Here is a 12,654-nt window from a genome sequence, read left to right as displayed (position 1 = left end):
CATGGAGATGAAGCACGCCTCACTGGAGATCGTTGTGCCGCTTGGTCCGGTCGATGCGATCCCGCTCGGCCAGGGCTGTACCTACGTCGTAGACGGCTGCCCCATCGCCGTATTCCGTCAGCGCGATGGGCAGCTATTCGCCACGAAAAACGCGTGTCCGCATCGAGGGGGCCCGCTGGCAGACGGCATCATCGGGGGTGGGAAGGTGATCTGCCCTCTTCACGGCCGACAGTTCGATCTGAAGACGGGGGCATCGGTTGACGGGGACTACGCTGTTCAGACCTATCCGGTTCGCGTGGAAGGAGGCGAGATCATCCTCACGCTCGCCTGACAGAAGAGCGGGGGCCGTCGACTCAACGATATTGCCGGTAGCGGAAGGGAGGGGCCGATGCGATCACTTCTGTCCTGACCGCTCACGATCGTTGCGCTGCACTTTTCTGGAAATGGTTTGCTTCAGCCGTCTCGTCTCATGCTGGAATCGAACCAGCAACCTCTTAGCCCAAACGAACTCTGTGGCCAGGATTGCCAGACCAAGCGGGATAACGAGCGTGGCGGGTCCGGGGAGCACAATGAGGACGATACCGATCAGCAGCACAGTGAAGCCCACGACGATAACGACGACACGCTTCGCCTGTCTGAAAGTGCTGATCATGAAACCGTGCATCAGCCGACGCCACTCCTCATGACAACAAGTCGTCTCCGGTCAGCCGTCTCAACGCTTCCTGGTACTTGGCATAAGTTCGTTCGACGATCTCCTTAGGCAGCTCCGGTCCCGGCTCCTGCATTCCCCAAGCGATCGACTTCAGGTAGTCCCGTACAAACTGTTTATCGAAGCTCGGCTGGGATCGGCCCGGCGCATAGGTATCGCATGGCCAGAAGCGGGACGAGTCAGGGGTGAGAACCTCGTCGATCAGGATAAGATTGCCATCCAGTAACCCAAACTCGAATTTCGTGTCGGCGATAATAATTCCCCGTTCCACAGCATACGCCCGGGCCCGCTCATACAGCACCAGACTCAGCCCTCGGACACGCTCACCCAACTCCGTACCGAGCTGGGCAGACGCCTCATCAAACGTGATGTTGACATCGTGTGCCCCCTGCTCCGCCTTCGTTGAAGGGGTGAAGAGGGGCGAATCGAGGCGGCACGACTCCGGTAACCCCGCCGGAAGCGGGATACCCGAAACAGCCCCCGTCTTTTGGTACTCCGCCCAGCCCGAGCCGGAAAGGTAACCGCGAACAATGCACTCGATGGGGAGAGGCTTCGTCTTTTTGACCAGCATGCTCCGTCCCTGAAGCATCTCGCGGTAGGGGTGGCACGCTGGTGGGAAGGCATCCACCTCGGTGGTGAGCAGGTGATTGCACACCAGGTCCGCGGTCAAGCGAAACCAGAACGCGGAGAGGGCTGTAAGGACCCTCCCCTTTCCCGGAATGCCCGTTGGCAGGACTACGTCGAACGCTGAGATCCGATCTGTGGCCACCAGCAGCAGACGATCGCCGAAGTCGTAGATATCCCGGACCTTCCCCCTTGCGTAAAGGGCGAGTTCGGGACACTCTGTTTTCAGCACAACCGGTTGGGTCATATCAATCGAGATATCGTGCGTATTCATAGTTGGCTCAGGAGGCACACTCCTAATAGAAAGGTGCTTTGGTGTGGATGGCTGTCGATCACAAGCCGATATCGTTGGGACTTCCGCTTATCAGCTTCGATGTGACCCAGTGTGCAACGGTCTCGGTATAATGTCAAATAGAGTTAAGTAAGAAAAGTGTCCAATATCTATAGATTTTTCATTATAATATAACCATGACCTTTCATCAGCTTCGCGTCTTTCTGGCGGTCGCCAGGCGCCAGAGCTACTCCCGCGCGGCCGAGGAGCTTTTCCTGTCCCAGCCCGCCGTCTCGGCGCAGGTTCGGGAGCTGGAGCGGGCCCTCGATGCGACCTTCTTCGAACGGGTCGGTCGGACCATTGTCTTGACCGAGGCGGGCAAAGAACTCCTGGCCTACGCCGAAAGGATCTGCGCGCTGACCGACGAAGCCAGGCTGGCGATGCAAGAGCTCGACGGCCTGAAGCGCGGACGGATTGCCCTTGCCGCCGTCAGCACAGCGGGCGCCTATGTCCTGCCTTCATTGCTCGGGGCATTTCAGAAGCGACACCCCGGCATCGGTATCAACCTGGAGGTCACCAACCGCGCGCTGGTACGAGATCGCCTCTTGCACAATGAGGTTGACCTCGTCGTCATGGGGCGTCCTCCCGAGGAAGTTCCGCATGTCGCCGAGCCGTTTCTCTCTGACGAGATCGTCGTCGTCGCCGCCCCATCTCATCCGCTCGCAACAGCGAGGCGAATTCCGGTGGATCGCCTGGCCCAAGAGGTCTTTATCGCGCGCGAGGTCGGCTCAGGAACCCGTCTCAATGCCGATGAATTTTTTCGCCAGCAAGGAGTGAAGCTCAGGGTTGGGTTGGAGCTGGGAGATAACAGCGCTGTGAAGGAGGCGGTGGCCGCGGGGCTCGGGATTGCCCTTCTATCCCGTCATGTCCTACGTATGGAACTGGCGCTCAAGCGCCTGGTGGTGCTGGATGTTCAGGGGCTTCCCCTGCGGCGGCAGTGGTTCGTGGTCCACCGCGAAGACAAGCATCTCAGTCGGGCGGCGATCGCCTTCAAAGCGTTCCTCCTCACCTCGGCCGAGGCGGTATTGGCATCTCCAGGTCAGCCGCATCCCATCAAAGGTCGCACGCGACGCTGAATTACCGCGCGAGCGGTATTTCGCGGTCCGGGGAAGACCTTCACCCTTTCGTTTTCTCTTCATCGCTGCGGGCAGGCGTGATGCCGAGCTCACGGAGTTTCTTTCGGAGCGTGTTGCGATTGATCCCGAGCAACTCAGCCGCCCGAAGCTGGTTCCCGCCGGTCTTCTCCAGGACGCGCAGAAGAAGAGGCCGCTCCAGCGCGGCGAGGAAGTACGCATAGATCTGCCCGTCTCGTTCCTGTTGCACACGGAACAGCTCGCCCGCAATCCCTTGAGACAGCAACCGTTCGAAGGAGGAGCCGCCACCAGCGGCGCCCAGTTCCTCTGCGTGCAGGAGAGCGGCAGGCAGATGCTCCGGCAGGATGAGAGAGGTCGGAGCAAGCACGCAAGCCCTTTTTACAGCATTCTCCAGCTCGCGGACATTTCCGGGCCAGCGATACGCAAGCATCAGCTCAAGCGTCTCTGGCGGCAGGGTCTTTGGCTCCTGCCTCTGCTCTTCCGCAAACCGATGCAGGAAGTGGTTCACAAGCAAAGGGATATCTTCGATCCGCTCTCGAAGGGGCGGAAGATTGATGGTGACGACGTTCAGGCGATAGTAGAGATCTTCTCGAAAGCTCTTCTGTGCGACGGCAGCTTCGAGTTTTTGATTCGTGGCGGCGATAACCCTTACATCGGCAGAGAGCGACCGTTCGCCCCCTACCCGCTCAAACTGCCGTTCTTGGAGCACACGCAGGATTTTGGCCTGCAGGCCGATATCCATATCTCCGATCTCATCGAGGAAGATCGTCCCGCCCTCCGCGAGCTCGAACTTGCCGCGCCGAAGGGCGCTGGCTCCTGTAAAGGCGCCCCGCTCGTGACCGAACAGCTCGCTCTCGAGCAGCTCACGAGGGATGGCCGCGCAGTTGACGGCCACAAACGGACGCGCAGAGCGCCGGCTGTTGTAATGAATCGCTTTCGCCAGCAGTTCCTTCCCGGTGCCGCTCTCGCCCCTGACGAGAACGGTCAGGTCGCTGGCGGCCATCTTCCCCACCAGCTTGAAGATCTGTTGCATGGCCGGACAGAGGCCGACCACTCCTCCGAAGTCAAAGGGCCGGCCGCCGAGGGCCTCCATCTGCGCCACCCGCTCAGTCAGCTCACGGATCTCAAAGACTCGCTGCACCAGAATCGTGAGTTCGCCGAAGTCAAACGGCTTAGTAATGTAATCATAGGCCCCGCGCTTCATCGCCTGGACCGCAGCCTGGAGTGTGCCGAATGCGGTCATAATGATGACGGGAAGCCCCGGACGGGCCTCTTTAATCTTACTGAGGGTTTCCAGCCCCTCTGCGCCCGGCATCTTGATATCCATAAGGACAAGGTCGATGCCCGGGTCTGTAGCCAGCTTGAGCCCCTCGATCCCATCGGCGGCCAGTACAACCCGATACCCCTCGCGCTCAAGCGCCTTGCGGAGGGCCCAACGGATGCTTTCTTCGTCATCAACGACGAGGATCTGTCGTGTCTGAATCATGCCCTGAAGTCCTGCGCAGTCCGATGAGGTTCATCGTGAGATGAGACCGCTTCGGGTTGTTTCGCAAGGGGCAGCCATACTCGAAACCTGCTGCCCCTGCCCGGTGAGCTTGTCGCCTCCATGGCTCCGCCATGGTCTTCCACAATCCGGAGGCAGATGGCCAGCCCCAACCCGGTCCCCCTTTCTTTTGTGGTGAAGAACGGGGTGAACAGGTGGCGCTCAATCTCGGGATCGAACCCGCTCCCCTGATCGATAATCTCGGCCACGGCCACCGACCGGCCCCCGCAGCGTTTGGCAGATCGCTCATACCGCGTCCGAACGGTAAGATCTCCTCCGCCCGGCATCGCCTCGACCCCATTACGGATCAGGTTCAGAAACAGTTGCCGGATTTCAGAGGGATCAGCGAGGATTTCAGGGAGCTGCGGGTCGTACTGACGCTGAACCGTGACATTGGCAGCGCCCAACGGCGCCCGCTCTAAAAAGAAGAGATCATCGAGGATTTCGTGCAGGTTACACGAGCGAAGGACCGGACCGCGAGGTGTGGCAAAAGACAGCAGCCGCTCAACAATCGCGCCGAGCCGATCAACCTCTTTTACAATCACCAAAGTGTATTCTTTCAGAACGGGAGGAAAGTCAGGCTCGCCCTCGAGTAACTGCGCCGCCCCCCTGAGGCCGGCCAGCGGGTTGCGGATCTCATGAGCCACCCCTGCGGCTACCGTCCCGAGAGCCGCCAAGCGGTCTGATCGCTGCAGACGCTCCTCAAGTTCCCTGATCCCGGTCTGGTCCCGGAGCACCAGGACGGTGCCCCGCGCCTGACCCGTGCCATCGCTGATGAGGGAGGACACGGCGCTGATGACCACCTGCGAGCCGTCCTGCCTCGTCAGTCTGGCATCGAAATCGGCATGTGTCCGGCCGCTCTCCATGGTCTTCCGTACCAACTCCTGCAGCGAGCGATCATTCGGAAATATCTGCTCAAAGGGCCTTCCGTACAATACCTGCGCCGACACTCCGGTCAGCTCCTCTGCTGCTTGATTGATTGAGCGGATACGTCCATCCGATTCGACGATGATAATACCGTCTTGCAGGCTTCCCAGCAGATCCTCATAATAGGCCCGCATCGACTCGATAGAGATACTGAGTTCCTCGCAACGGCGCCTGAGTTCTTTCCACTCCGCCGCACTGGGTTTGGCCTGTTTTTCAGACCTCGCCGGCATACTGCAACCTCTTTGGTAATGTCGTGGTCTTGACTGGTCGAATGAGCAAAGCGGTCGAGAGGAACGCGGTGATAGGAGAGCATAGACCGAGGCCCCTGAGCGCGGCCCCGTCGAGGAGTCAGAACACCGGGGATTCTTCCGAGTCTACCTGCCGGCGATGTAAAAAGGACAATGCGGGCTGTTACCGCCCTGCGCGGTAACCTAGGATTTGCGATGAAGCTTCTGCTCGTGCGCCCGCTGGCTGTTGACGATCCAGTCCTCGATGGCCTCTTTCTTGAATCGCCAGACGTTTCCTAATTTCCAAGCCGGGAGCGTCCCTTCCCGCGCCATCCGGTAGATCGTCGACTTGTTGAGCCGGAGGAAGCGAGCGACCTCCTCCAGGGTCATGATCGTTGGCCGTCGCTCCTGCTTCTGCATTCCCCGTCCCCCCTTCATCGATTGACTCCGCAGGCTCCGTTGCCTGCCGCTGCCGTCATTGGCAGTTGTTGGTTAATGGGTCCACCCCGATCTATCTTTGACATCACAGCGCGTAACTCTAAATGGCAAATATTGGCCTTGTCAAGTATTTTCTAACAATCCGGCCATCGCTGCGCGAATTTAGCCTACAAATTCAAGACGGCCGCCCACTCGAACAGATGGGTCACAACAAACTGCATCAAGGGCGATCGCGCAGGTCTTACTCCACGACGACGTTGGTCGTAGTGCGGAGCACCCCCGAAACTGCCTGAATCTTTGAGATGATCGTGATCCCCAACGCGTTGATATCCGGCCCCTCCACAAAGGCAATGACATCGTGTGGACCGGTTACGGCATGAGAGAGCTTTACCCCGGGAATACCGGATAACTGCTTGGCCACGTCTTTGGACCGACCTGCCGAGCACTCAAGGAAGACGAACGCGGACACCGCCACTCTAACCCTCCTTGGCTTGGGACGATGGGTATCACACCCTCGCCTGAATAGGACGCGCAGCTACACATCCCTACGCCCCTATAGTTCATCTAGCACCTTCCAAGCCAGACTGCAACAAAAAAATGCCGTCCGGCACACTTTGTCGCCCCCCTACTCCACGCTATACAATAGCGCTATGACTCTTGACATGAAGGCGGTCTTCATGCGACTGTCCGGGTACGACAACTCTATCACCGCTACACGACATGAATCTGTGGGAGGCGTATCCGTGATACCGCCGGATCAATATGCTCTTCGCGCACTGATTGCACAGTTTCCACGGGAGCGGACGTGGCTCCTGCCGGCACTGCAAGCGGCGCAAGGGGCCGAGGGCTGGCTGAGTCCGGAGAGCCTCGTGGCGGTGGCTCTCCACCTCCGGGTCCCCAAGAGCGAGGTGTACGGAGTTGCCACCCAGTACCCGGAGTTTCGCCTTGTCAAGCCGGGCGCCCGCTTGATTCGCGTCTGTACCGGTACGAGCTGTCGCATTCAAGGTGGTCTGACGCTGCTCCACACCCTGCAGGATCGTCTTGGACTTAGAGCCGGCGAGACGTCGCCGGATCAAAGCGTCACCCTCGAAGAGGCCGATTGCCTCTTCAGGTGTTCGATGGCCCCTGTCGTCGAGGTAGATCATCGCTGTTATGGACGAGTCGGCACAGATCAACTCGACAGACTATTCGATCCTGCCGCTTCTCGGATATCGCTCGTCTCCGTCCCGGCCCTGTTGAAGCCAAGCAGCGATACTCCTGTAGCTGCCCTCGAACAGCTTGTCACACAATCGCTCACCCGTCAGCCTTCAGCACTCAGGCTCATTGTCGGTGTGGGGAGTTGCAGCGCATCGGTCGGGGCCGACCTCCTTATGGAAAGGCTGACAGAGGAGGTAAAGCATCAAGGGCTGTCCGCGACCGTCATGGAGGGCGGCTGCAACGGCATGTGCTATGCCGCTCCCGTTGTAGAACTGTACCGATCCGGCTGGCCGAGAATGACGCTCAAGGCTATGAATGTCGATAATGTCATTCCCTTGGTCTCGGCGCTGAAGGAGGATCGACTCCCCACAGGACTTAATGCGGTGGCCTGGCAGGAATCGTCCTGGCGCGAGATCTCCGGTCTCGCTCACGAGCCGTTCCTGAGCGGCCAGCATCGAGCTGTTCTCGACCGCTGTGGAGTGGTCGATGCGAACGATCTGGCCGACGCCTTGCGTCACGGGAGCTATGCGGGATTCGCTCGCTCCCTCCAACAGGGCGACGCGGTCGCCGTCATCAACGAGGTCAAAGCGTCCGGCCTTGCCGGACGGGGTGGCGCGTACTTCGGAGCCGCGCATAAATGGGAGGCCTGCCGCAATGCGGCAGGACCCCTCAAGTATCTCGTGATCAACGGCGAAGAGGGTGAGCCCGGTATTTTCAAGGACCGCCACCTGATGGAGGGTGATCCCCATCGGCTGTTGGAAGGTATCCTGTTGGCGGCCTTCGCCTCCGGAGTCAACCGCGGCATACTCTTCATCAACGGTGAGGCCGACCTCGCAGCGCGTCGAATGGAGAACGCGCTTCGATCGGCTGAGGCGGCCGGACTGCTCGGCGAGCAAATCCTTGGAAGCGATTTCTCCTTTCACCTGGAGCTTCGTCGTGGTGCAGGCGGCTTTATCCTCGGGGAAGAGACGGCGCTCATGGAAGCCATCGAAGGCAGGCGCGCCATGCCTCGCCCCAAGCCCCCGTTCCCGGTGGAGGCGGGGCTATGGGGGAAGCCGACGGTGATCAACAACGTGGAAACCCTCGCAGCGGTACCGCTGATCGTCAGTCGAGGCGCCGCGTGGTTTGCCGCCATCGGTGGAGGACGGGGAACTAAGCTGTTCGGCCTCTCCGGCCACCTCGCCCGACCGGGGATCGTGGAGGCGCCGATGGGCGTCACGCTCCGTCATTTGTGTGAAGCGATTGGCGGAGGAAGTGGAGATGGACGACCACTGAAGGCGGCGCTCGTCGGTGGACCATCCGGCGTTATCGTCCACCCCAGTCGGTTCGATGAGCCGCTGGTTCCAGGCGGAACGATCTCGCCTGGAAGCGGGGGTGTGGTCGCCCTCGGCGAGAGCGCTTCAATCGGCGATGTCACTCGGACGCTCCTTGCCTTCAATGCGCGGGAGTCGTGCGGCAAATGCACGCCATGTCGAGAGGGAACAGGTCGCCTGCTCGCGCTCCTTCAGCAGCCTCAGAACTCCGGCCAGCGGCAAGAGATCGAGGAACTGGCCCAGGTGGTACGGCTGGCCTCGCTGTGCGGCCTCGGTCAATCGGCGCCCCTGTCCCTCCTCTCAGCGGTTGATCAGTTTCCTCAAGAGATGCTCTCAACCCCGCCTGATATCATTGGAAAGGGATGAAGATGGGCGATACGGTCGTCAGCCTGACCATCGACGGAACCAGGGTAGCGGTCCAACCCGGCGCTACAGTCCTCGACGCCGTCAACCGACTTGGCATCCCGCTTCCACAGCTATGTAAGGACCCGGATCGGCCTGCCCTCGGCGCCTGCCGGACCTGCCTAGTCAAGGTCGAAGGGATGCGCGGCTTCCCCGCTTCCTGCCACCTGCCTGCCCGCGACGGGATGGTGGTCTCGACCAACGATCCCGTTCTCACACGGATCCGAAGCGGGGTCCTTGACCTCACGTGCGGTATGGCGACCCCCTCGTTCGATCGGCCCGGGTTTGGTCAGCTCTCCGATGCCTGCGCCAGACTCGGGCTCTTCCACCGCCACCATATGCCATGGCGACACGCGCCTGTAGACGATACCAAATCGTTCTTCGTCCTCGATCGGGACGCCTGCATCCTCTGCGGCCGCTGCACCGTCGCCTGCGATGACGTCCAGCAGATCGGCGCTATCGCCCTGTTGGGGCGCAGCAGCCGAATGAAGGTGGGGGTCTCCGGCGATGGCTCGCTCGCCTCCTCCGTCTGTACCTCATGCGGGCAGTGCGTCGCCACCTGTCCAACGGGGGCCTTCCGGCCCAAGGAAGCACCCACGTCTATCGTGCGAGAAGTCGAGACGACCTGCCCGTACTGCGGCGTCGGCTGCGGCATACGCCTTCGCGTTCGCGCCGACGGACGCCTCGCGCTGATGGCCGACGACGTCCCCACGAATCGATCGAGTCTCGGCATGCTCTGTGTCAAGGGGCGATTCGGGACAGGGTTCGTCCACGCTGCAGACCGGATCACTCGGCCCATGGTGCGGCGCAATGGGAGCTGGCGTCCGGTATCCTGGGACGAAGCGCTCGATGCGGCGGTGGAGGGCCTGGTCAGACATCGCGGACGCTTCGGAGCACTGGCCTCAGCGAAGGGAACTAACGAGGAGAGCTATATCGTCCAGAAGTTCGTTCGGACGGTGATAGGCACCAACAACATTGATCACTGCGCCCGCCTCTGTCATTCGCCCTCGGTCGTGGCGATGCTGCGCTCATTGGGCTCTGGGGCTACGTCAAACTCCTACGACGATTACGAGGGGTCTGGCTGCCTCATGGTCGTCGGATCGGATCCGTCGTCGAACCATCCGGTGATCGCCATCCGTCTTCGCCAGGCCGTGAGCCGTGGCGCCAGGCTCATCGTCGTGAACCCGAAGCGGATCGAGCTGTGCGGCCAGGCAGACCTCTGGCTGCGGCAGCGGCCGGGGACCGACGTCACCCTCTTTAACGCGATGGCGCGGGTGATCATCGATGAAGGATTGGCCAACCTTGAGTTTGTGCGGAACCGGACCGAAGGGTTCGACGCGTGGCGGAAGGCGCTGGAACCGTATACACTGCAGGTCGCCGAACAGGTTACCGGCGTCCCGCAGGAGCAGATCGTTCAGGCCGCCCGCTGGTACGCGAAGCCCGCCATCTCAGGCTCATGCCTGCTCTGGGGGATGGGGATCACCCAGCATACGAATGGGACGGCCAACGCCCATGCCCTGCTGAACCTCTCCCTTGTCGCCGGACAGATGGGATTTCCCGGTTCCGGCATCTCGCCGCTTCGAGGCCAGAACAATGTCCAGGGGTGCGGAGACGCCGGATGTCTTCCCACGCACCTTCCCGGTTACCAAACTTACACCCCTGAGGTCTTGGACAAGTACGAGGCGGCCTGGGGCGTCCGACCTTCTGACAGCGCGGGAATGGCCCTCACTGAAATGATAGAAGGATGCCTGAATGGGTCGATCCGCGCCATGTATATGGTCGGCGAGAACCCCCTGCTCACAGAACCCGATCTTCACCATGCGAAGAAGGCGCTCTCCAACCTTGATTGCCTTGTGGTCCAGGAGCTGTTCCTGCACGAGACCGCAGAACTGGCCCACGTGTTCCTACCTACAGCCGCCTTCGCCGAGAAGGAGGGAACGTTCACCAACTCGGAGCGGCGCGTCCAGCGGGTCAGAAAGGCGCTCGATCCACCTGGAGAGGCCAGGCCGGATTGGTGGATTACCTCTGAGCTGGCCAGGCGGGTTGCTGATAAACTCGGCCTGCCATGTTCGGGATTTCACTATACTCACCCGGCTGAGATCTTCGATGAGATGGCGAGGCTGGTCCCGTTTCTCGCTGGAATCTCCTATGATCGATTGGACCGCGAGGGAGGGATTCAATGGCCCTGTCCTACATCGGACCACCCGGGCACCCGCTTGCTGTATGCTGAGTCGTTCCCCATCGGAAAGGCGAAATTTGTCCCCGTGGTGCAAACGGCTGAGGCTGCCGAACTACCAGACCGCGATTACCCGTTTCTCTTGAACACCGGTCGCATCCTGTACCACTGGCACGGCGGGACGCTCACCCGCCGCGTTCAAGGGCTACTCGAACTGGCGCCACGACTCGAAGTCGCCATCAACCCGGCGGATGCTCAGCGACTCGGCCTCGAAGAGGGAACGCCGGTTCGACTCACCTCCCGTCGTGGCGAACTGACCGGGTTCGCCCAGCCAACCGACGCCGTCAGACCTGGAGAGATTTTCATCCCATTCGTGAAGCTTGCCGAATCGGGCGCCAACATCCTGACCAACTCGGCCCTCGATCCCCTCGCCAAGATCCCCGAATACAAAGTCTGCGCCGTCGCCATCGAACGGATCGGTTAGTAAGCGCCAATCAGACGGTGGCGCGGCTCGACACGCCACGCCTCAGCGACACTTGACGCCTTTCCGCTTATGCTCTACGATGTATAGCACAAAGGAGGTGGGCTCGATGGCCGGCTCGGTACTCCCGATCCGCTTAGACCCTGTACTGAAGAAACGCCTCACGGCCAAGGCCAAGGCCAAGGCTGAGGGGCGGAGTGTGTCGGAACAGGTTCGTTACTACGCCCTTCTGGCTATGATCGCAGAGGAGAACCCGGATCTACCACTCTCCATGATCCAGGACATCCTGGAGGGAGATGAACAGGCAAAGCAAGGGCTCCTGGAACCGTACCCCTGGGGAGTGCTGTGACCTGGGTGCCGGTGGTCAGCCCCTCTTCCACCGGCGGAAGAAAAAAGCCTCAAGGTCCTTGCAAGAGGCTATCGATGCCGCAGTCCGGATGATCCTCACTGATCCCCTGATCGGCACGCCGAAGGTCGGTGCGTTAAAAGGAGTGCGAGTTTTCAAGTTAATACACGAAGGGTTGGAATACCTGGTGGCCTATCGATCGGCGGTGCGAGAACGGCAGATCCGATTTCTGGCCGTTGGTCCTCATGAGAATTTCTACCGTGACCTCCAACGTAGGGCCACAGTGAGATGAGTCACACCGGACCGGGACATCACCACGATCTCCAGGCGATTGCACGCCGGTCAAGTTCACGGAACCGTTCCTGCCAGTCTCAAAACTCGCTATACAGACTCGGCTCGAATAGAAGCAGTTGCTCCAAGACGTAGCTTTTGGGATGAGTCCGGATCCGAAAATTCAAGACCCCCTTCAATGCGTTCTCCGTTGTGTAATATCTCGAGGAGCCTAGCCCTCGTTGAGTTGTTCACTGTGTGGGTGGGGGTGAGAGTTGCACCTTCGCCCAGAAGCTCAGCGGCTCTGGCCGATCGTCACGAGCCCTCGCTCTGCCAGGCCCTCGCCCTTCACGCGCTCCTCCCCCTGAGGATCCTGTACCGCGTCTTCCCCAACCACCACCGCGCATCCCTCCCCCACGCCGCTCGCCTTGCCCGACCTTCGACTCGAACTTTCCTATCTCAATACCAAGCTTCATAGTTGAAGCCGCACCTGTTCCGACTGCGTACGGATGCTCGCTTGATGCCCTCAGAGGAACTTTCAGCTCGTACACCCAAGACCCCTTCGAACTTCCTACT

The 12,654-nt window shown here is 60.5% G+C and carries 12 protein-coding genes; 6 read left to right on the top strand and 6 right to left on the bottom strand.

The window, feature by feature from the left end; translation table 11 throughout:
• The first annotated feature begins 1 nt into the window (after position 1).
• Positions 2-331, top strand: coding sequence for a nitrite reductase small subunit NirD (gene nirD / locus KGL31_13310; GenBank protein ID MDE2322868.1), 330 nt, complete (start codon positions 2-4; stop codon positions 329-331).
• Between the two features lie 63 nt (positions 332-394).
• Here the strand turns inward: nirD and KGL31_13305 are convergent, their stop codons facing one another.
• A complete protein-coding gene (locus KGL31_13305) occupies positions 395-664 on the bottom strand; it encodes a PGPGW domain-containing protein (protein ID MDE2322867.1) in 270 nt (89 codons plus the stop codon).
• Positions 665-680: 16 nt separating this feature from the next.
• Positions 681-1,580 carry a phosphoribosylaminoimidazolesuccinocarboxamide synthase gene (locus KGL31_13300; GenBank protein ID MDE2322866.1) on the bottom strand — a complete coding sequence of 300 codons (900 nt, stop codon included), beginning with the start codon at positions 1,578-1,580 and terminating at the stop codon, positions 681-683.
• 215 nt (positions 1,581-1,795) lie between these two features.
• On the opposite strand from KGL31_13300, the gene KGL31_13295 reads away from it, so the two are divergent.
• Positions 1,796-2,740 (top strand): LysR family transcriptional regulator, encoded by a 945-nt coding sequence (locus KGL31_13295; GenBank protein ID MDE2322865.1) that lies wholly within the window; start codon positions 1,796-1,798, stop codon positions 2,738-2,740.
• A 40-nt stretch (positions 2,741-2,780) separates the two neighbouring features.
• Here the strand turns inward: KGL31_13295 and KGL31_13290 are convergent, their stop codons facing one another.
• The 4 genes from KGL31_13290 to KGL31_13275 all read right to left on the bottom strand — a co-directional run bounded on the left by KGL31_13290 (position 2,781) and on the right by KGL31_13275 (position 6,368).
• Complete coding sequence (locus tag KGL31_13290) at positions 2,781-4,244, bottom strand: sigma-54-dependent Fis family transcriptional regulator (protein MDE2322864.1); 1,464 nt, start codon at positions 4,242-4,244, stop codon at positions 2,781-2,783.
• Complete coding sequence (locus KGL31_13285; GenBank protein ID MDE2322863.1) at positions 4,241-5,458, bottom strand: PAS domain S-box protein; 1,218 nt, start codon at positions 5,456-5,458, stop codon at positions 4,241-4,243. The genes KGL31_13290 and KGL31_13285 overlap by 4 nt, the downstream gene beginning before the upstream one ends.
• A 201-nt stretch (positions 5,459-5,659) precedes the next feature.
• The gene (locus KGL31_13280) at positions 5,660-5,875 is read right to left on the bottom strand and encodes a helix-turn-helix domain-containing protein (GenBank protein ID MDE2322862.1); all 216 of its coding nucleotides are present in this window, start codon (positions 5,873-5,875) and stop codon (positions 5,660-5,662) included.
• A 259-nt stretch (positions 5,876-6,134) separates the two neighbouring features.
• Entirely contained in the window at positions 6,135-6,368 is a 234-nt protein-coding gene (locus tag KGL31_13275; GenBank protein ID MDE2322861.1) for an Lrp/AsnC ligand binding domain-containing protein, read from the bottom strand.
• 187 nt (positions 6,369-6,555) lie between these two features.
• Here KGL31_13275 and KGL31_13270 point away from each other — a divergent pair, with 187 nt between their 5' ends.
• From KGL31_13270 to KGL31_13255, 4 genes are all read left to right on the top strand, one after another.
• The gene (locus KGL31_13270; protein MDE2322860.1) at positions 6,556-8,769 is read left to right on the top strand and encodes an NAD(P)H-dependent oxidoreductase subunit E; all 2,214 of its coding nucleotides are present in this window, start codon (positions 6,556-6,558) and stop codon (positions 8,767-8,769) included.
• A gap of 2 nt (positions 8,770-8,771) precedes the next feature.
• Entirely contained in the window at positions 8,772-11,465 is a 2,694-nt protein-coding gene (gene fdhF, locus KGL31_13265; GenBank protein MDE2322859.1) for a formate dehydrogenase subunit alpha, read from the top strand.
• A gap of 106 nt (positions 11,466-11,571) precedes the next feature.
• On the top strand, positions 11,572-11,811 hold the full coding sequence (locus KGL31_13260; protein MDE2322858.1) for a hypothetical protein: 240 nt from the start codon (positions 11,572-11,574) through the stop codon (positions 11,809-11,811).
• The gene (locus KGL31_13255) at positions 11,759-12,100 is read left to right on the top strand and encodes a type II toxin-antitoxin system RelE/ParE family toxin (GenBank protein MDE2322857.1); all 342 of its coding nucleotides are present in this window, start codon (positions 11,759-11,761) and stop codon (positions 12,098-12,100) included. The genes KGL31_13260 and KGL31_13255 overlap by 53 nt, the downstream gene beginning before the upstream one ends.
• Positions 12,101-12,654 lie beyond the last annotated feature (554 nt).

This window comes from Candidatus Methylomirabilota bacterium, from assembly GCA_028870115.1.
Lineage (GTDB): Bacteria > Methylomirabilota > Methylomirabilia > Methylomirabilales > Methylomirabilaceae > Methylomirabilis.
The sequence above is the reverse complement of the archived record's forward strand: the minus strand, read 5'-3'. Positions and strand labels throughout refer to the sequence as shown.

Coding starts and splice junctions, on each gene's coding strand:
- KGL31_13305 (MDE2322867.1), bottom strand. CDS start 664: ATGCACGGTTTCATGATCAGCACTTTCAGACAGGCGAAGCGTGTCGTC.
- KGL31_13260 (MDE2322858.1), top strand. CDS start 11,572: ATGGCCGGCTCGGTACTCCCGATCCGCTTAGACCCTGTACTGAAGAAA.
- fdhF (MDE2322859.1), top strand. CDS start 8,772: ATGGGCGATACGGTCGTCAGCCTGACCATCGACGGAACCAGGGTAGCG.
- KGL31_13280 (MDE2322862.1), bottom strand. CDS start 5,875: ATGCAGAAGCAGGAGCGACGGCCAACGATCATGACCCTGGAGGAGGTC.
- KGL31_13255 (MDE2322857.1), top strand. CDS start 11,759: ATGAACAGGCAAAGCAAGGGCTCCTGGAACCGTACCCCTGGGGAGTGC.
- KGL31_13270 (MDE2322860.1), top strand. CDS start 6,556: ATGAAGGCGGTCTTCATGCGACTGTCCGGGTACGACAACTCTATCACC.
- KGL31_13290 (MDE2322864.1), bottom strand. CDS start 4,244: ATGATTCAGACACGACAGATCCTCGTCGTTGATGACGAAGAAAGCATC.
- KGL31_13300 (MDE2322866.1), bottom strand. CDS start 1,580: ATGACCCAACCGGTTGTGCTGAAAACAGAGTGTCCCGAACTCGCCCTT.
- nirD (MDE2322868.1), top strand. CDS start 2: ATGGAGATGAAGCACGCCTCACTGGAGATCGTTGTGCCGCTTGGTCCG.
- KGL31_13285 (MDE2322863.1), bottom strand. CDS start 5,458: ATGCCGGCGAGGTCTGAAAAACAGGCCAAACCCAGTGCGGCGGAGTGG.